A 17839-nucleotide genomic window follows, 5' to 3' on the forward strand; every position below is an offset into this window, starting at 1 on the left:
CCGGCCGGTCCGAGTGGGGGAACAACAGGCATGCGCGCACTGCGAATACTGCTGATCATCGCCGTGGTGCTGGGCGGCGTCTTCGTCGCACTGGACCGGGCCGCCGTGTACTTCGCCGAATCCGAGGCGGAGAGCCGGGTGTCGTTCGCCGGCGTCGAGACGGGCTCGACCGAGGTCTCCATCAAGGGCTTCCCCTTCCTGACCCAGGTGGCCGGTTCCGAACTCGACCGGGTCGACGTCACGGTGAAGAACATCCACGCCAGTGCGGCCGGCCGGGACATCCGGATCAGCGAGATCCGGGCCCGACTCAGCCAGGTGGCCCTGGGAGCCGGCTACACCAGTGCGACCGCGTCACGCGCGTCCGGCACCGCACTCATCTCGTACGCGGCTCTCACCGAGGCCGCCGACGAGGGCGTCACCGTCGCCTACGGCGGCAAGGGGAAGGTCAAGGTCACCGGGTCCGTGCGGATCCCGCTGCTGGACCGGGTGCTCACCCGAAGCGTGACCTCCACCGTGACTCTGGTCGGCGGGAACACCGTCAGGGTGCACGCCGACGAGGTCCCCGGTGAGGGCATCCCCGGTCTCGAAGGCCTGGTCAGGCAGAAGACGGACTTCGAGCGGAAGATCAGCGGACTGCCGGAGGGGCTCGAACTGGAGAAGATCGAGGTGGCTCCCGGCGGCCTGGAGATATCGATGACCGGATCGGACGTCGCCCTCGCGGGTTGACGCGGCCGGGGCCGGGGCGGGACGGATGACCGCGGGGACGCCGGGGTAGGGACACGGGCGGACGGCGGGACGCGCTGCAGGCGGCGGGCACATCGCGGGAGGACGTCTGCCCGGCGGCCAGGCGCCCGCGGGCGGGCCGTCACGGGCTCCACCGCAGCACGGATCAGCACCTCGGCCTTCCGTTGCCCGGATGCTGAGACGAGCGAGTCCGGCCAGTAGATGCCCATGGGGCAAGGGGTGGTGCGCCGCCACCGCCGGGACGTTCGGATCCGGAATCCGTCTCGCATCACGGACGATCGCGTCTCATCATCCGACACGACGGTGACATCTCAGCCCGTACCTCCCTACGATCGGACGCATGAAGCGACAGGCGGACCTCACGAAGCGGCGGGCAGTAGACCTGTGCCGCGTCGCCGCCATGCTCTGTCGCACCTTCTGAGCGGGACCTCTCCCGTTTTCCAGGCCCTTCGACCACGTCAGGGCCGAACGTGCCTTCCGTACGCGTTCCGCTCGAACCACCTGCGCGTACACCTCGCACTCCGCACACCGCACCACCCCGCCGCAGACTGCCCCGGAGGAGAATCACATGAGCCGCGCAGACGTTCTGGTCGACGCCGACTGGGTCGAGGCCCACATCGACGACCCGCAGGTCGCGATCGTCGAGGTCGACGAGGACACCTCGGCGTACGAGAAGAACCACATCAAGAACGCGATCCGGATCGACTGGACCCAGGACCTCCAGGACCCGGTCCGCCGTGACTTCATCGACCAGGCCGGCTTCGAGAAGCTCCTGTCGGAGAAGGGCATCGCCAACGACACCACGGTCGTGCTCTACGGCGGCAACAACAACTGGTTCGCCTCCTACGCGTTCTGGTACTTCAAGCTCTACGGCCACCAGGACGTCCGCCTCCTCGACGGCGGCCGCAAGAAGTGGGAGCTCGACTCCCGCGACCTGACCGACGCCGTCCCGACGCGCCCGGCCACCGAGTACAAGGCCAAGGCCCAGGACGAGTCGATCCGCGCCTACCGCGACGACGTCGTGGCCGCCATCGGCAGCAAGAACCTCGTCGACGTGCGTTCGCCCGACGAGTTCAGCGGCAAGCTGCTCGCCCCGGCGCACCTCCCGCAGGAGCAGTCGCAGCGCCCCGGCCACGTGCCGAGCGCCCGCAACATCCCGTGGTCGAAGAACGCCAACGACGACGGCACCTTCAAGTCGGACGACGAGCTCAAGGCCCTCTACGAGGCCGAGCAGGTCGACCTGTCGAAGGACACCATCGCCTACTGCCGCATCGGTGAGCGTTCGGCCCTGACCTGGTTCGTGCTGCACGAGCTGCTCGGCCAGGAGAACGTCAAGAACTACGACGGTTCGTGGACCGAGTACGGCTCCCTCGTGGGTGTGCCGATCGAGCTCGGTGCCAACAAGTAATTCCGCAGGATCCGATCAGCAGGACCCCGACCAGAAGGACAGAACACCATGTGTGGAGCACAGGCCGGCGGCCCCGACGCTTCGACGATCAAGCCGGGCGAGACGACCATCCAGGGCAGCGTGACCCGCGACGGCGAGCCGGTCACCGGCTACGTCCGTCTGCTGGACTCGACCGGTGAGTTCACCGCCGAGGTCCCCACCTCCGCGACCGGACAGTTCCGCTTCTACGCGGCCGAGGGCACCTGGACGCTCCGCGCCCTGGTCCCGGGCGGCACCGCCGACCGCACGGTTGTCGCGCAGACCGGCGGCCTCGCCGAGGTGGCCATCGCGGTGTAGTTCACGCGCAAGGACGGCCGGAGGGCCGCACCCCAGGGGGTTGGACGCCACCTGAACCGGGGTGCGGCCCTTCGTGCCGTCCGCGCGAACCCCGGCCCGGCGACGCGGAGCTTGGTCCACATGCAGCCGGGCGCAGGGGAGTTCTACGCTGGACTCATGTACGCCCGCCGTAGGCGCGTCTATTTCATGATGATGGGCGGCTGCCTGCTTCTCTTCGTCTCCGCGTGGGCCTTCGTGCGCCTGTGGTCCGTGCCGGCGGCGGTGGCGATGTGCGTGGTCGCCATGGTCATCCCGCCCGTCGCGGCGATCGTGGCCAACCGCCGAGGGCCCGAGGACCGCTGGTGGGACGACCAAGGCGACCACGCGCAGCAGGCGTCGCGGCCCGAGCCCACCACCAGGCGGGATGACCCGGCCGCACGCAATCCGGAGCGGGGTTCCCGGCCCCGCACGGCACGGGAACAGCCCACCGGCGACCCGCAGTCGGACGCCTGGTGGGACGAGCTGGACGGCAGGAACCGCCGCCGCTAGGGCCGCGGTGGCCGGCAGAGGTCAGTAGACGAGGGCCTGGGTGCCGTCCGCCATGGCCTCCTGCACGAACACCTGGGCGCCGGCGATCCGTACGCCCTCCAGGACGTCCTTCTCGGTGATGTCGCGCCGAGCCGCGCACTGGGTGCAGAGCGTGATTCCCCCGCCGGCCAGGATCGATTCGATGAGATCCGGCAGCGGTGCGGAGTGCGGCAGTTCGAACTCGGCGGCGCGTCCGGGCAGGGCGAACCACGCGGATTCGCCGGTCAGCCACAGCGAGACCTCCACGCCGCTGGCGACGGCCACGGCCGCCACCGTGAAGGCCTGCGAGCAGCGCTCGGCGGCGTCGGCTCCGGCGGTCACCTTGATCACGAGCTTCTTCTGCATGTACCGAACTGTAATCCTCGGCCGTGCAACCTCTCTTGTGACCTGTGGGTCAGTTGTGTGCGCGGATAAGGGAATCCGCGCTTCAGGTCTCTTGGGGGGACCCCTTTGGAAGAGAACGACGCCACCTCCGGCGTGCCCGCCGAGCCGCCCGTGGCGCCAGGGCGCATGCGTCCTCGCGGGCGTACGGCGCTGATCATCGCCGCCGCGGCACTGCTCGGCATCTCGGCCGGCACCGCGGTCGGGTATGGGATCCAGGCGGAGCGGCCGCCCACGCCACTGCCCGCGCTGTCGCAGGCGGAGCTGGCCTACCCGGCGAAGCCGCTTCCGGCTGACAAGGTTCCGCCGCCGCTGCCGGCCTCGCAGGACCATCAGGTCAGGACGGACGGTGACCTGCGCAAACTGCTGCTCGACCGCCCGGCGGGCTGGAGCGAGGACAAGGACGCCGACTGGCTGAACGACGGCTGGATGACCGTGGGGGACCTCGCGCGCGACTTCAGGGAGGAGGACTACATGTTCGAGTACTTCCTGGAGTCCGACATACGCCGCATCGCCGGTGCCTCCTGGGTGAAGGGCGCGGACCGCGAGGCCGAGATCCGGCTCGTCCAGTTCTCCTCCGGGACGCACACGTCCGCCGAGGAGTTCGCCGACGGCCAGCGCGCGTATATGGGAAGCCCGGAGAGGGGCGCGGGCAACGAGGGCCACCCGGTCAAGGGGAGCGGTGCGGGTCGCTACTACCTCTACGAGGTGGACCGGAAGCCCGGTTACGAGCCCTTCTACCAGGCCAGGGCAGTCATGAACCGCGGCGACATCATGATCGAGATCAATCTGTACGATAGCCGGCCGATCAGCAAGAAGGACATCCGGACGCTGGCCGAGCGACAGCTGGAGCGCGTGTGAACGACATGAGCCACGCCGAGCCCTCCGGCACGGCACCGCTTCCGGACTCCTCCGAGGCAGCGGAAACAACCGCCGAGACCATGCACACTCCAGTGACCCCGGAAACCGACGAGGCTCCGGACGCCGACGCGGTTCCCGCCGCACCCGTGCGCTCCGGCAGGGCCCGGCGCGCCCTGGTCACCGCGCTCCCCTTCGTACTGGTGCTGGCCGCCGTGGGGGGCGCCGCCGCGTACACGAAGGTCACGGTGGACGGCGCCGACCGCACGGTGGAGACCACCGTGTGGAAGGTGTCCGACCGCGAGCCCGGAAAGGACCCCGCGCCGGACACGAGTCGTGGCCGGACTGACAGCGAGCTGAGCAAGCTGCTGCTCCCCGTGCCCAAGGGATACCGGCTGGGGTCCGACGACGGGGAGTACGGCAACGACGACGAGGTCGACGGTGGGCGTGCCGCCGCCGCGATGAAGGCGTCCAGCGGGCTGGCCGGCAAGGAGCGCCGGGAGTACGAGAAGCGGATCGACAAGCTCCGGCTCCAGGGGCTCGGCGTCCGGTCGTACGTCTCCGACGACAACGACCTGGAGGTGCACGCCACGGTCGTCCGGATGAAGGACAAGAAGGCCGTGCGGGACCTCTACACCCTCCGGACGGGCCTGTTCGATCTCGTCGGGATCTTCCGCGACGGTCCGAAGATCAAGGGCCACACCCGCCAGGCGTCCTGCTATCTGCAGCCCAAGGACGGCGACAGCGACATCGAACAGATGCTGTGCTCGGCGTACGACGGTGAGCTGAGCATCTCCTACCGGGCCACCGGCATCAAACCCGTCGACAAGGCGGCCGTCGCCGAACTGCTGAAGGACCAGTTGGAGCACATCGAGTCCCCGGGGGAGTACATATGACCGAGCAGACGGGCGGAACGTCCGACCCGGCCGTTCCCGCCGCCACGGCCACCCTCCCGCCGGCCCCGCAGGACCCGCCGGTGATCCCGGTGGCGGACGTTGCCCCCGAGGCGACCGCCCCCGAACCCGCCTCGCCCCGCCCGCCGAACCGGGCCCTGCGTGCCGTCCTGCGCTGGACGGCCGCCGTGCTCGTCATGGGCGGGCTCGGGGCGGGCACGGTCGCCGGGATCACCTCGATGAAGCGCACCGATGTGCCAGGGCTCTCCACGCAGGACGACGGCCGCTGGGACTACCCGGCGCTCACGCTGCCCGCCCTGCCCGCCGACGCCCCTCGCCCGTACAGCGACCACAACCAGGCGGAGGTCCACCACGCGGACCTGCGGCGGCTGCTGCTTCCCGCACCCGCCGGTGCCACCGTGGACAAGGAGCTCGACGGCGGCTGGACCGACATCGCCCACTACGCCGCCGAGTACGCCAAGGACGACCGGGCCACCGTCAGCCAGTTCCTGAAGGACTCCGCCCTGCGGCACATCGCCGCGCGCGGTTGGACCATGCCGGACGGCACCTCCTCCAGGGTCTACCTGCTCCAGTTCAACTCGGTGGCGTACTCCACGGCCTTCCACGACAGCCTCTTCGACAACGGTGGCTCCCTGCCCTTCCCGCCCGCCGGGACGGGCGAACTCGCCTTCGACGAGGACTGGACTTCGGAGACCCGGGCGGAGAACACCACCGTGCGCGCGTACGCGGAGGCGGAGCCCTTCGGAGCCGGACAGGTGCGTCACGCGTACGTGGTCGCCGGGGACACCCTCGCGCTGGTCGTCCACAGCCGTGAGGGGAAGGCGGGCACGGAAACCGTCCCCTTCCACCAGACGCTCGTCCTCCAGGACCAGCTGCTGGGCTGAACCGACCGGCCGGGGCGAAACCCCCGACCGCCGTGCCGGGCCCCCACCCATTAGGCTGGGGGCCCGGCCGCCTGCTGCCGTCATACCGTTCGTACCGAGGAGCTCCCGTGCTTGAGGCTTTCTTCTCCGCCCTGCTGGTCCTGGTCTGCGTCGGCGTGCTCGCCTTCGCCGCCGTGACCGTGAAGAAGCTGTACCAGGGCCAGCGCTGACCCTCGCCGAACACCTCCCGTACACCCTCACAGATCGTCTGAGCCGCTCATGATCGAGATTCCGTCCGACCTCCACCCGGACCTCGTGCCGCTGGCCTTCCTCCTGGGCAACTGGGCGGGTGCGGGCGTCTCCGACTTCCCGGGCGCCGAGAAGTGCAACTTCGGCCAGGAAGTGACCTTCAGCCACGACGGCCGCGACTTCCTCGAGTACGTCTCGCACTCCTGGGTGCTCGACTCCGAGGGCAAGCAGGTCAAGCCGCTCGAGTCCGAGTCCGGTTACTGGCGCATCGACAAGGACCGCAAGGTCGAGATCGTCATGGTCCGCGACCAGGGCATCGTCGAGGTCTGGTACGGCGAGCTGGCCAAGCAGAAGCCGCAGATCGACATCGCCACCGACGCGGTGGCCCGTACGGCCGCCTCAGGCCCGTACAGCGGTGGCAAGCGGCTCTACGGCTACGTGAACAGCGACCTGATGTGGGTCGGCGAGAAGGCAACCCCGGACGTGGAGCTGCGGCCCTACATGTCGGCGCACCTCAAGAAGGTCGTCACCCCGGAGGAGGTCGCCGAGATGGCGAAGAGCCTCGGGGACATGCCGGACGACGGCATCGCGTTCTTCAAGTAGGCCCCGCTACACCCTGTTCCGCCGTAGCCCTGGCATCGTCTCCGGTGCCGGGGCTTTCGTGCGCTCCTTGCCGTGCGCGCGTGGCAAGGGGTCGCCTTGGGGTTAACAGATGACTTTGCACTGCAATGCGCTTGCGTCAGGAGGTGTGCCTGGCTAGGGTTGAGCCCGCTGCCGAGCCCATCGTGTGGCGATTGGTCCGGGGAACGCGAAAACCCCAGCCACGCTGCGGGCGACTGGGGTTTTCGTAAGCCGTGCTTCGGGCGGCGTGCATGCAGAGGCGGACCCAAAGCTTTCGTTGACCACTGTACCACGGCGGCCCGCGAACGCGTCCAGAGGTGCGCAGACATCATCACGGCAGGGGCCGGGAACGGGGGACATCATGGCGGAGGCATGGCCTGAGTGGATGGGGCGGGCGTTCTCGGAGTCCAGGATGGAGCCGTATCTTGACGCGTGCGGGGGTGACGCATCACGGGCCGGCCGACTGTACTGGTGGAACGTCGAGGCCTGCGGGGCGCTCTACGGGCCGCTGCACTGCCTGGAGCTGACTGTGCGCAACGCCCTGCACGCGGTGCTGACCGAGCACTACGGGAGGGCCGACTGGTGGGAGTCCGCGCCCCTCAACGCTCAGGGCCTGCGCCTGGTGGCCAAGGCCCGTGCGAAGTGCGCCGGCCGGCGAGGGTCCACACCGCGCCGGGTGCGAGCGGACAGTGTGGTGGCAGAACTGTCCTTCGGTTTCTGGGCCGCCCTGATCAGTGGGGGCTCCGGCTACGACCGGACACTGTGGGTTCCGGTTACCCACAAGGCGTTCCCCCACTACTCGGGTCGGCGTGACAGCTTGTACGACGCACTGTGGTCTCTCGTGCTCCTGCGCAACCGGGTGATGCACCATGAACCTGTGCACACGCGACACCTCGCGGCGGACCATGCCAAGATCTACCGCCTTCTCGGTTACGTGAGCCCCGCGCTCGTCCGGGAGGTGCGGGCGATGGATCGGTTCCCCGCTGTGCTGCACCACCGGGCGGCGACCTGTGACGGCAGCCGTCCGCCTCGGTTCTGAGCATCCGTTCCGACTTCGCCCGACCGATCCTGCGCCGGGAGTTTCTGGAGGACCTAGTGCCGCTCGCCGGCAGACCTGTGGTCACACGCGCGGACATCGCGCGCCGGGCAGCGGTGAGCCGCCCTGCGGTCAGCAACTGGCAGCGCCGGTACCCCGATTTCCCCTGCGCGGTGTCGCGGACCGACGAGGACGTCGAACTGTTCCCGGAAGCCGAGGTGCAGGCATGGCTGGACCGCCGGGCTGTCCCCGCCAACGCCCGGCTCGCGGGTGAGGGGGCTGGGGCGACCTACGGTGACCGCTTCCGGCCGAGGGACGCCGGTGCGGAATTTGTCGCAGCGGTCCGCACGCTGACCGGAGATCCGCAGAGCTTCGGTGACCGCATGCCACACCACGATTACCTGTTGCTCCTGATGGCCCTGGTCCACCTGCGCCGACTGCGTCCGGAGGTCTGGCGCGAAGGCGAGCACGAGCAGGAACACCTGGCGGACACGGTGCGGTGCGTCCTCCAGGAGGAGGGCCTGAGCCACCTGTCGGAACTGCTCGCCCGTGCGCTCGACACGTGCTCACCGCGCACGCTCACGGGGATCGCCGTGGCGCTCGGCGCCGGATCGCCCGAGGCTCCTTGCGCGACGGGGACGGAGGCCGGCGCGGAGGCGTTCGACCTGCTGCTCGCGGCCTACGGAGAGACAGCGAGCGGAACCGCCGGAGAGCTACCGACTCCGCCCGCGGTCGCTCGCGCGGTGGCCGGGATGCTGATGAGCGAGCCGCCCGCACCTGGCAGTCCTTCACTGCGACTGCACGATCCCTACTGTCGGGCCGGCGAGATGCTGGCGGCCTCCGTCGACGTCGCGCAGACCTTCGCCGGCGCGCCGGCTGCCGTGTCCGTCAGCGGCACCGGTGGCGACGCCCTGCACGGTGAACTCGCGCGGATGAACGTGGGGCAACGGGGTCTGCCGGCCGATCTGCGCCACGAGCCCGGCACCGGACCGGGGGGCAACGGCTCAGGCCCGGGAGAGGGGTTCGACCGCGTCGTGACGAACCCGCCGTTCAACGTCCGAACCCCCGGAGCCGCGCGGCGGTTCGCCCCGTACTGGAGATACGGTGATCCGCCTGCCCACAACGCCAACTACGGCTGGCTCCAGTACGTTGTCGGCAGCCTTTCCGCGCAAGGTCGGGCCTGCGTGGTGATGCCCACCAACGCGGCGTCCTCCGCCCACTCCGGTGAACAACGGATCCGGCGGGCCATGATCGAGGACGGTGCGGTCGAGGGCCTGGTCGCTCTGCCCCCGCACCTCTTCGCCGCCACCTCTGTCGCCGTGACCGTATGGCTCCTGAAACATCCGACGGGCTCCTGCCAGGACGTCTTCTTCGTCGACGCTACGCGTCTCGGATCCATGGTCTCCCGCACCCGGCGTGTGCTGTCGGCGGAGGACACGGACCTGCTGGTGGGGGTCACCCGGTCCAGAACGGTGCGTGAGGGGTTCAGCCGTACCGTCGGCATCGACGAGATCCGGACGAACGGACACTCGCTGAGTGCGACCGCGTATCTGACCACCCGGGCGACAGGGGGCGCTCGAACCGCGACCGAGGGCCGGATAAGGGAGTTGACCGGGCGCCTGACGGACCTCGGTGACCTGGCGCGCCGTACGGACCGGCACATCGAGGACCTGTTCAAGGAGTACGGACTGTGATCGCGGACGTTCAGGAGGAGCTGCCCGAGGGCTGGCGGGTCGTCCGGCTCTCGCAGCTGTGCGAGTTGCGGTCCGCGGGCACACCGCCGAGCGTGCTCCAGGAGGCGGAGCCGGGCGCGGTACCTCTGGTGCGGCCCGGCGACCTGAGAGAGCACAGGATCGTCCATTCCTCCGCCGCCTTCGTCAGTGGCCCGCGGGCCGAGGGCCAGGATCGCGGTCGGGTCCGTGCAGGCGACATCCTTGTCACCCGCACCGGCACCGTCGGGCGCGTCGCGCTGGTCACCGAGGCTGAGACGGGCTGGTTCCACAACTCCCACACGCTCTGCGTGCGGCCGTCCGATGAGGTCGTGGCACCGTATCTGGCCGGCTTTCTCGCAGGGCCCGGGGCCATGGCCTGGATGAACAGCCACGCAGCCGGGAGCGCCATCCGGTCGATCACCGTCGGCGCACTGGCCGGTCTGCCGGTCGTGCTCCCGCCGCTCGCCGAGCAGCGGCGGATCGGCGCCGTGCTCGGCGCACTCGACGAGAAGATCCGGGTCCACGAGGAGATCGCTCGTACGACGGCGCTGCTGCGGGACTCCCTGGCCGGGCTGCTGATGAGCGGGAGGCAGCCCGCGGGCCCGGAATGACAGCGGCTGCGCCCTACACTGGGGCTGTGGTGAGCACCGACTGGAAGACCGATCTCCGGCAGCGCGGCTACCGGCTCACGCCTCAGCGGCAGCTCGTCCTGGAGGCTGTGGACGCCCTGGAGCACGCGACGCCCGACGACATCCTGGGCGAGGTGCGCAGGACGGCGTCGGGTGTGAACATCTCCACCGTGTACCGGACCCTGGAGCTCCTGGAGGAGCTGGGGCTGGTCAGCCACGCCCACCTCGGGCACGGCGCGCCGACGTACCACCTCGCCGACCGCCACCACCACATCCACCTCGTCTGCCGGGACTGCTCGGACGTCATCGAGGCGGATGTCGACGTGGTCGCCGAGTTCACGGCGAAGCTGCGGGACACCTTCGGTTTCGAGACCGACATGAAGCACTTCGCGATCTTCGGGCGCTGCGCCGGCTGCTCTGCCGCGGCACTGCGGGGCGGGGCATCCGAACCGCCCACCGGCGGGTAGTCCGGGAACCAACGGCGGGCGGTGGCACGTCCCGTACGAGTCGTACGCTGGTCGCATGAAGAGCCCCCTGCTGTCCCTGCCCGGCGCCGTCCCCGCCGAGGGGCGCGACGAAGGAGTCGCCGCGCACTACGGCGACCTGTTCCGTGAGCAACGCACACTCGCCGACGGCAGCGGCCTCGTCGACCTCTCGCACCGCGCGGTCGTCACCGTCACCGGGGACGACCGGCTGTCCTGGCTCCATCTGCTGCTCACCCAGCACGTCAGCGACCTCGCGCCGCACCAGGCGACGGAGGCCCTGATCCTCTCCGCCAACGGGCACATCGAGCACGCCCTCTACCTGGTCGACGACGGTACGACGGTGTGGATGCACGCCGAGCCGGAGACCCAGGGCGAGCTGATCGCGTACCTCGAGTCGATGAAGTTCTTCTACCGGGTGGAGGTCGCCGACCGCACCGAGGACTTCGCCGTGGTGCACCTGCCGGCCGGTTCCATCGCCGAGGTACCGGACGGCGCCGCCGTGCGGGAGACGGCACACGGCAGGGACGTCTTCCTGCCCCGCGCCGATCTGGAGGCGTACGCCGCCGCGAACGGCCCGGCCGCCGGGATCCTGGCCTACGAGGCGCTCCGGGTCGAGGCGCACCGCCCGCGCCTCGGCTTCGAGACCGACCACCGGACCATCCCGCACGAGCTGGGCTGGATCGGCACCGCCGTGCACCTCCAGAAGGGGTGTTACCGAGGGCAGGAGACGGTCGCCCGCGTCCACAACCTGGGGAAGCCGCCGCGCCGCCTCGTCTTCCTGCACCTCGACGGCAGCGAGGTCCACCTGCCCGGTCACGGCACGCCCGTCCGGCTCGCCGCCGACGGTGAGGAGGGCCGCCAGCTCGGCTTCGTCACCACCTCGGCCCGCCACCACGAACTGGGCCCGATCGCCCTGGCACTGGTGAAGCGGAACGTCGCCGTGGACGCCGAACTGCTCGCGGGTGACACCGCGGCGGCGCAGGAGACGGTCGTCGAGCCGTAGGGACGCCCCGGTCGTCGAGCCGCAGGGGGCGCCCCGGTCGTCGAGCCGCAGGGACGCCCGGTCGTCGAGCAGCTGGGACGCCCAGGGAGGCGCCCTACACCTCGACCAGCACGGTGAACGGGCCGTGATTCGTGAGCGTGACGCGCATGTCCGCCCCGAACCGGCCCGTCTCCACCCGGGCTCCGAGCGCGCGCAGCTGTGCCACCACCTCGTCGACCAGCGGCTCGGCGACATCTCCGGGAGCGGCCGCGTTCCACGTGGGGCGGCGGCCCTTCCTGGCGTCCCCGTAGAGGGTGAACTGCGAAATGACCAGAATTGGTGCATCCACGTCCGAGCAGGACTTCTCGCCCTCGAGGATCCGCAGAGTCCACAGCTTGCGGGCGAGTTGCGCCGCCTTCTCCGCCGTGTCGTCGTGAGTGACCCCGACCAGCACACACAGGCCCTCGCCGACGATCTCGCCGACCGTCCCCGATCCGGAAGGGCCGTCCGAAGCGCCTGCCACGACGACGCTCGCGCCGTCCACTCTCTGTATCACCGCTCGCATACAGACCAACCTATCTTGGGCTGAACGGGTACAGAGCACCTGCGTGAACACCCTCCGTAGTGGCACCATGCACGATGTCGGTGTGCCGACGCACCGGTCGAGGGGACGGAACATCATGACGACACAGGGAACCGGGCCTTCACCCGGCGCCGTACCAGTGACACGTACATCCACCGGCCCGCGGCCGCCCGTGCAGCGGACCGTCGCCGGGCCCGGCCAGCCGCCCATCCCACCGCCCGTGCACCTGCCGGGGGCGGTGTGCGTGCCCGGTCAGACGGGCAGCGCCACGGCCGAGGGACTGGCCTCGTTGCGTCCGCAGCCCGAATTCGGCGGACTGCGACTTCCGGAACTGCGCACCCTGCGCCGTGACGCCCAGCGCGACGAGGCGGACCTGAGTTACGTACGGCGTCTGGTCCAGGGCCGTATCGACATCCTGCGGGCGGAGCTGGCCCACCGGGTGGACCCCGAAGCGCCCGTGGTCGACCGGCTGTCGGAGATCCTTGCCGACACCCCGTCCGCCCACCGCTCCTCGGCGCGGCACGTCACGCTGTCCACGCCGCGCAGCGACGAGTACCGGCAGCTGGCCGCGGACACGCTCGCCGAGGTCGAGCTCTCCGACCTCGACGCCCGGACGGACGAAGAGCTCCTCACCGCGATGGGGCGGCTCGTCCGCTACGAGCAGCAGGTGTCGCGGCGCCGGAGCAGGCTCCAGCGCACGGTGGACGACTGCAGCGCGGAGATCGCCCGCAGGTACCGTGACGGAGAAGCACAAGTAGAGGACCTGCTCGCCTGAAGCGACCCTTCCGGGGGCGGGTCACGCCCGTCACCGGAAGGCCGCCCACCAGCATGACCTCCTCCATACCCACCTCCGCGTCTCCCGTTCTCCCGGTCCTTGCCGAGGTCGTACGGTCCGGTTTCACCGAGGGCCACCACAGGGGGTCGCTGGTCCTCCTGGCGGCCGACGGGAGCGTGGAGCTCGCCCTCGGGGACCCGGCGGCCCCCGTCTTCCCGCGCTCGTCCAACAAGCCGATGCAGGCCGCCGCGATCCTGCGGGCGGGGCTCGACCTGTCCGGGCAGCGGCTGGCGCTGGCCGCCGCGAGCCACTCCGGTGAGGCCTTCCACCTCGACCTGGTGCGCACGATGCTCGCCGAGCACGGGCTGAAGCCGGACGACCTGCAGACGCCGCCGGACCTCCCGCTCGACCCGGTCGAGGCGGAGTCGTACCTGGCGGCGGGCGGCGTGCGGGAACCGCTCACCATGAACTGTTCCGGCAAGCACGCGGCGATGCTCGCGGTCTGCGTACGCAACGGCTGGGACACCGCCACCTACCTCGACCCGGCCCACCCGCTCCAGCGGCTGGTCGGCGAGGTCGTCGCCGAGGCGGCGGGTGAACCGGTGGCTGCGGTCGGTACGGACGGCTGCGGGGCCCCGCTGATGGCGATCGGGCTGGTGGGCCTGGCCCGCGCCTTCCGGTCGTTCGTGCTGGCGGAGCCGGGTACGGCGGAGCGCCGGGTCGCGGACGCGATGCGGGCCCACCCCGAGTACGTGGCCGGCACCAGGCGCCCGGACACCTGGCTGATGCGCGAGGTGCCGGGGGCGCTCTCCAAGATGGGTGCCGAGGCGGTGCAGGCCCTGGCCCTCCCGGACGGCAGGGCGCTCGCCTTCAAGATCGACGACGGTTCCGTCCGCGCCCTGGGCCCGGTGCTGGCCCGTGCGCTCGGGCTCATGGGCGTGGACAGCCCCGTGGTGTCCCGCATCGGGCGTGCCCCGCTGCTGGGCGGGGCGGCGGAGGTCGGCGGTATCCGGGCGGCTTTCTGAGGCATGGGACGTGGTGGCCTCCGGCGGGGGCTCGGGGCGGGGCGCGGGATATCCAGGCGACAGCGTGTCGTCCCGGCGCCTAGCGTGGGCCCATGAGCCTCGATCCGCGCACCGTGACCGCCGCAGAGTTCCCCGACTGGATGCGGGCCGTGGGCACCGGGTTCCTGCGGCCGCCGGTGCCGGTTCCGGCGGAGGAGGTCGAGGCGCGGCTGGCCAGGACCGATCTCGACCGCACCCAGGGCGTGTTCGACGCCGGGCGCTGCGTGGCCACCTTCCGTTCCTTCGCCCAGGAGCTGACCGTCGTCGGCGGGGCGCGGATCCCGTCCGACGCGGTCACGGCCGTGACGGTGACCCCGACGCACCGCCGCCGGGGACTGCTCGGCCGGATGATGGCCGCGGACCTGGCGGCGGCCAAGGAGCGTGGCGAGGTGGTCGCCTCGCTGATCGCCGCGGAGTACCCGATCTACGGGCGGTACGGATTCGGGCCGGCCGCCTGGACCACGAAGTGGGAGATCGACGTCCCGAGGGCAGGCCTGGACCCGCGTGCGAAGGTCCCCTCGGAGGCGGACGGCGGCCGGATCGACCTGGTCGAGGGGGCGGACGTACGCAAGCGCGGACCGGAGCTGCACAGCCGTCTGGCGGCACGGCAGCACGGGGTGGTCTCCCGCGACGAGCAGTGGTGGCGCCGCAGCACCGGGGAGGAGACCCCGGCGTCGGAGACGTGGACCGAGCCGTTCCACGCGGTGTACCGGTCGCCGGAAGGGACGGTGGACGGGATCATGACCTACCGTGCCGACGACCGCTGGGGTGACGCCAAGCAGCCGCTCAACACGGCCGAGGTCCGCGGCTCGATCGCCGCGACCCCGGAGGCGGAACGCGCGCTGTGGCGGTTCGTCTGCTCCGTCGACTGGATCACCACGGTCCGCAGCGGCGACCGGGCCCCGGACGATCTGCTGCCGCTCCTCCTGCCGGACCCCCGTGCGGCGCGCGTGGTGACCCACGCGGACTTCCTGTGGCTGCGCCTGCTGGACATCCCGCGCGCCTTGGAGGCCCGTACGTACGCCACCGAAGGCTCCCTCGTCCTGGAGGTGCGGGACTCCGCCGGGCTCGCCGGCGGCCGTTTCCTGCTGGAGGTGTCACCCTCCGGCGCCTCGTGCGCCCCGACGACACGGGACGCCGATCTCACCCTGGACGTCGCGGACCTCGCCTGCCTCTACCTGGGCGACGAATCCGCGCTGCGCCTCGCCGCGCTGGGACGCCTCGACGAGCACAGGGCGGCCGCGTCCGCGAAGGCGGACGCGGTCTTCCGGGCGCCACGGCGGGCGTGGTGCCCGGATGTTTTCTGAGGGGACGCGAAAGGGGGCCTTCGCGCGACCGGGGGTGGGGCACGGCGCGACGACCAGGCGATGACGCCCCGGCTCAGTCGGACGGTGGTGCGAACAGCAGGGCCAGGATGAGGGCTCCCGCGCAGGCGCAGTTGGTGCTGCCGATCTTGAGCCCCAGGGTCAACAGGCTGACGCCGAGGGTGCCCATGACGCCGTACTTCCACTGGATGATCTGCTCGAGGCCCAGAGTGATGAAGGGCATGGCGGTCACTCCTTCCCAGGTGGAGGGATCGGCGCGTCGCGCGCCGCTGGGTGGGGGAGGCCGGCTCTCGTGCGCGACGCTGCGCAGTGACCAGACAACTACCGTACAAGTCCCCCGTTTGACTTGTCGTACTTATGCCCGCCAGGAGTGGCCGTGCAAACTTGTATGGTTATTTGGTTAGTTGTTGTTCACCCCTGCAACTCACTCTTGGCGTGCATCAAGTGCCCGCATGCAGGCGGGTAGTTGTAAGGTTGCAGCGTGACAAGTGATGGTTCGGCCCCACGTGAAGGCACCTATCAGTACCGATGGGTTGCTGACGAACTCCGCAAGGAGATCAACAGCGGGGTTCACCGGCCAGGAGAACGCCTGCCCACACAGGAGGAGTTGGCCGCACGCTTCCACGTGTCCCGGGCGACGGTCAGCCAAGCACTGTCGTTGCTGCGCAAGGAGGAGCTGATCGTCACCCGGCAGGGGAGTGGATCCTTCGTGGCGTCAGATCCCGGAGACGGGCGTCAGGTGCCGTCTCCTACGGAGAGCCCGGAGAGCGGCGTGTGGGCCGTCGTGTCGGAGCGAGTGACACCGGTGCTGCTCAGGCCCTACCTGGTGGAGGCATTCGAAGCCAACGTGGTCAAGCTCGATGTCTTCTCGATGACGACGGAGTCGCTCGCCGCCAGGGTCGTGGACCAGAAGGACCGCATAGTTGCCCGCGAGATCCCCCCGCCCCGGAGCATCGCCGCCCGGCTGCTGCTTCCCAACACCGAGTCGACAGCGCTGGCGATCCCCCGGCAGGTGGCGGACGAGGACGATCCCCGGGTGCGTGCCCGGCTCGGCGGGATCCTGCACAGCCACGTGACCATGCTGCGGAACGCCCTCTTCGAACTCCGACGCCTCAAGCTCGTGGAAGAGGTCGACGTGCAGGTGCGCCTGGTCCCCTTCTCGCCTCAGATGAAGCTGTACATCCTGAACAACCGCGTGGTTCTCCAGGGCTTCTACATCCCCGAGGAAGGCATCGCGACCCTGCCCGACGGCGAAGAGGTCGCGACCTACGACGCCTTCGGCACGGGAGCGACCCTCTACCCGTTCCGGGCTGCGGCCGACTCCACTCCGGAGCAGGCCGGAGTCGTGCGGGCCGCGCGAAAGTTCTTCGACGCCACCTGGGAAAACCTGGCCACACGAGCGACGTTCTGACCGCACTCGGTGCGGCATCACCCCTTCACCGCTTCCCTTTTCCTTTCGAACGGATCACAGACATGAGTGCCCGGCCCGCTGCCTCCCTTTCCGGTGTCCTGGATCCGGACGCGCTCCTGGAATCGGCGGACTGCGTTCTTCTCGACTTCGACGGGCCCCTGTGCGACCTGTTCGCCGCTCGCCCGGCCACCGGGGTCGCCACTGAGCTGGCCGAACGGCTCCCCGGCTTCGGCTGCGACCCGCAGGTGGCGGTCTCGGTCGCGGGTGACCCGCTGGCGCTCCTCCAGGCTGTCTTCAAGCATCACGGACCCGGCCCCACGACCAGTCGTGCGGAGGAGTTCCTGGCCCGGGAGGAGATCGAGGCGGCCGGTGGCGCCACACCGACCGAGCACGCACGCGAACTCGTCGGGGCGCTGGCGGCTGGTGGATGGAAGCAAGCTGTCACGACCAACAACACCCCCGCCGCGGTGCGACGGTTCCTCGAGCGGCAGCGGTGGTCCGCGCCGGCTGCGGAGCACGTCCATGGGCGTGGTCCGGACCCGGCGCTGCTCAAGCCCGACCCTCACTGCTTGGTACGGGCCCTGGAGTCGACGGGGTCGGATGCGGCGACAGCGGTGATGATCGGGGATTCGTGCGCGGACTTCCTGGCCGCTCAGGCTGTCGGTGTACCGTTCATTGGTTACGCGGTGAGTGAGCGCAGACGCCGGGTCCTCGAGGACGTGGGTGCCCGGTGCACGGTGCGTTCGTTGCGGGGCCTTGCCGAAGTGGCCCTGCGGCGCGCGCGGTCGAGGCAGTCGGGAGCGGGACGGCTGCCGATCGGTGTCCGCGGCTAGGGGCAGGTCTGCCTCGTCCCGGCCCGGTGGGTGGCCGATCGTGTCCCTTCACGGTCGAGGGAG

General features: G+C 70.4%; 22 protein-coding genes. 19 read left to right on the forward strand and 3 right to left on the reverse strand.

Features of this window, described 5'->3' with window-relative positions; all coding sequences use genetic code 11:
• The first annotated feature begins 30 nt into the window (after positions 1-30).
• The 5 genes from ACFXOA_RS08310 to ACFXOA_RS08330 all read left to right on the forward strand — a co-directional run bounded on the left by ACFXOA_RS08310 (position 31) and on the right by ACFXOA_RS08330 (position 3016).
• The gene (locus ACFXOA_RS08310) at positions 31-726 is read left to right on the forward strand and encodes a DUF2993 domain-containing protein (protein WP_385023944.1); all 696 of its coding nucleotides are present in this window, start codon (positions 31-33) and stop codon (positions 724-726) included.
• A gap of 358 nt (positions 727-1084) precedes the next feature.
• On the forward strand, positions 1085-1165 hold the full coding sequence (locus tag ACFXOA_RS08315; protein ID WP_350310325.1) for a putative leader peptide: 81 nt from the start codon (positions 1085-1087) through the stop codon (positions 1163-1165).
• Positions 1166-1312: 147 nt separating this feature from the next.
• Positions 1313-2152 carry a sulfurtransferase gene (locus ACFXOA_RS08320; RefSeq protein WP_385023946.1) on the forward strand — a complete coding sequence of 280 codons (840 nt, stop codon included), beginning with the start codon at positions 1313-1315 and terminating at the stop codon, positions 2150-2152.
• A 48-nt stretch (positions 2153-2200) separates the two neighbouring features.
• Positions 2201-2488, forward strand: coding sequence for a DUF1416 domain-containing protein (locus ACFXOA_RS08325; protein ID WP_014154938.1), 288 nt, complete (start codon positions 2201-2203; stop codon positions 2486-2488).
• Positions 2489-2644: 156 nt separating this feature from the next.
• Positions 2645-3016 (forward strand): DUF3099 domain-containing protein, encoded by a 372-nt coding sequence (locus ACFXOA_RS08330; protein ID WP_385023948.1) that lies wholly within the window; start codon positions 2645-2647, stop codon positions 3014-3016.
• 21 nt (positions 3017-3037) lie between these two features.
• Here ACFXOA_RS08330 and ACFXOA_RS08335 read toward each other — a convergent pair whose 3' ends face one another.
• On the reverse strand, positions 3038-3400 hold the full coding sequence (locus ACFXOA_RS08335) for a DsrE family protein (RefSeq protein WP_385023950.1): 363 nt from the start codon (positions 3398-3400) through the stop codon (positions 3038-3040).
• Between the two features lie 105 nt (positions 3401-3505).
• On the opposite strand from ACFXOA_RS08335, the gene ACFXOA_RS08340 reads away from it, so the two are divergent.
• The 9 genes from ACFXOA_RS08340 to ACFXOA_RS08380 all read left to right on the forward strand — a co-directional run bounded on the left by ACFXOA_RS08340 (position 3506) and on the right by ACFXOA_RS08380 (position 11806).
• Entirely contained in the window at positions 3506-4297 is a 792-nt protein-coding gene (locus tag ACFXOA_RS08340; protein WP_385023952.1) for a hypothetical protein, read from the forward strand.
• Positions 4294-5190, forward strand: coding sequence for a hypothetical protein (locus ACFXOA_RS08345; RefSeq protein WP_385023954.1), 897 nt, complete (start codon positions 4294-4296; stop codon positions 5188-5190). Before ACFXOA_RS08340 ends, ACFXOA_RS08345 begins: the two co-directional genes overlap by 4 nt.
• Positions 5187-6092 (forward strand): hypothetical protein, encoded by a 906-nt coding sequence (locus ACFXOA_RS08350; protein ID WP_385023956.1) that lies wholly within the window; start codon positions 5187-5189, stop codon positions 6090-6092. The genes ACFXOA_RS08345 and ACFXOA_RS08350 overlap by 4 nt, the downstream gene beginning before the upstream one ends.
• Positions 6093-6350: 258 nt before the next feature.
• Positions 6351-6923 carry an FABP family protein gene (locus tag ACFXOA_RS08355; protein ID WP_365520662.1) on the forward strand — a complete coding sequence of 191 codons (573 nt, stop codon included), beginning with the start codon at positions 6351-6353 and terminating at the stop codon, positions 6921-6923.
• Between the two features lie 430 nt (positions 6924-7353).
• Positions 7354-7980: a hypothetical protein gene (locus tag ACFXOA_RS08360; RefSeq protein WP_385023958.1), complete on the forward strand. Its 627-nt coding sequence runs from the start codon at positions 7354-7356 to the stop codon at positions 7978-7980.
• A 113-nt stretch (positions 7981-8093) separates the two neighbouring features.
• Positions 8094-9671: an N-6 DNA methylase gene (locus tag ACFXOA_RS08365; protein WP_385023960.1), complete on the forward strand. Its 1578-nt coding sequence runs from the start codon at positions 8094-8096 to the stop codon at positions 9669-9671.
• A complete protein-coding gene (locus ACFXOA_RS08370) occupies positions 9668-10300 on the forward strand; it encodes a restriction endonuclease subunit S (RefSeq protein WP_385023962.1) in 633 nt (210 codons plus the stop codon). The genes ACFXOA_RS08365 and ACFXOA_RS08370 overlap by 4 nt, the downstream gene beginning before the upstream one ends.
• Positions 10301-10326: 26 nt before the next feature.
• Positions 10327-10785, forward strand: a complete 459-nt coding sequence (locus ACFXOA_RS08375; protein WP_385023964.1) for a Fur family transcriptional regulator — start codon at positions 10327-10329, stop codon at positions 10783-10785.
• Positions 10786-10840: 55 nt separating this feature from the next.
• Positions 10841-11806 (forward strand): YgfZ/GcvT domain-containing protein, encoded by a 966-nt coding sequence (locus ACFXOA_RS08380; RefSeq protein ID WP_385023966.1) that lies wholly within the window; start codon positions 10841-10843, stop codon positions 11804-11806.
• A 94-nt stretch (positions 11807-11900) separates the two neighbouring features.
• Here the strand turns inward: ACFXOA_RS08380 and dtd are convergent, their stop codons facing one another.
• Positions 11901-12350 carry a D-aminoacyl-tRNA deacylase gene (dtd, locus tag ACFXOA_RS08385; protein WP_385023968.1) on the reverse strand — a complete coding sequence of 150 codons (450 nt, stop codon included), beginning with the start codon at positions 12348-12350 and terminating at the stop codon, positions 11901-11903.
• A gap of 115 nt (positions 12351-12465) precedes the next feature.
• Between dtd and ACFXOA_RS08390 the strand changes: the two genes are divergently transcribed.
• From ACFXOA_RS08390 to ACFXOA_RS08400, 3 genes are all read left to right on the forward strand, one after another.
• Positions 12466-13143: an ABC transporter substrate-binding protein gene (locus tag ACFXOA_RS08390; RefSeq protein ID WP_385023970.1), complete on the forward strand. Its 678-nt coding sequence runs from the start codon at positions 12466-12468 to the stop codon at positions 13141-13143.
• Between the two features lie 53 nt (positions 13144-13196).
• On the forward strand, positions 13197-14168 hold the full coding sequence (locus ACFXOA_RS08395; protein ID WP_385023972.1) for an asparaginase: 972 nt from the start codon (positions 13197-13199) through the stop codon (positions 14166-14168).
• Between the two features lie 92 nt (positions 14169-14260).
• Positions 14261-15514, forward strand: coding sequence for a GNAT family N-acetyltransferase (locus tag ACFXOA_RS08400; RefSeq protein WP_385023974.1), 1254 nt, complete (start codon positions 14261-14263; stop codon positions 15512-15514).
• Positions 15515-15587: 73 nt separating this feature from the next.
• Here ACFXOA_RS08400 and ACFXOA_RS08405 read toward each other — a convergent pair whose 3' ends face one another.
• On the reverse strand, positions 15588-15755 hold the full coding sequence (locus tag ACFXOA_RS08405) for a hypothetical protein (protein WP_385023976.1): 168 nt from the start codon (positions 15753-15755) through the stop codon (positions 15588-15590).
• Between the two features lie 258 nt (positions 15756-16013).
• Here ACFXOA_RS08405 and ACFXOA_RS08410 point away from each other — a divergent pair, with 258 nt between their 5' ends.
• Together ACFXOA_RS08410 and ACFXOA_RS08415 are read left to right on the forward strand one after the other, a co-directional pair.
• Complete coding sequence (locus ACFXOA_RS08410; protein WP_385023978.1) at positions 16014-16943, forward strand: GntR family transcriptional regulator; 930 nt, start codon at positions 16014-16016, stop codon at positions 16941-16943.
• 62 nt (positions 16944-17005) lie between these two features.
• Complete coding sequence (locus ACFXOA_RS08415) at positions 17006-17776, forward strand: HAD family hydrolase (protein ID WP_385023980.1); 771 nt, start codon at positions 17006-17008, stop codon at positions 17774-17776.
• Positions 17777-17839 lie beyond the last annotated feature (63 nt).

This window comes from Streptomyces sp. NPDC059166, from assembly GCF_042755185.1.
Taxonomy (GTDB): domain Bacteria; phylum Actinomycetota; class Actinomycetes; order Streptomycetales; family Streptomycetaceae; genus Streptomyces.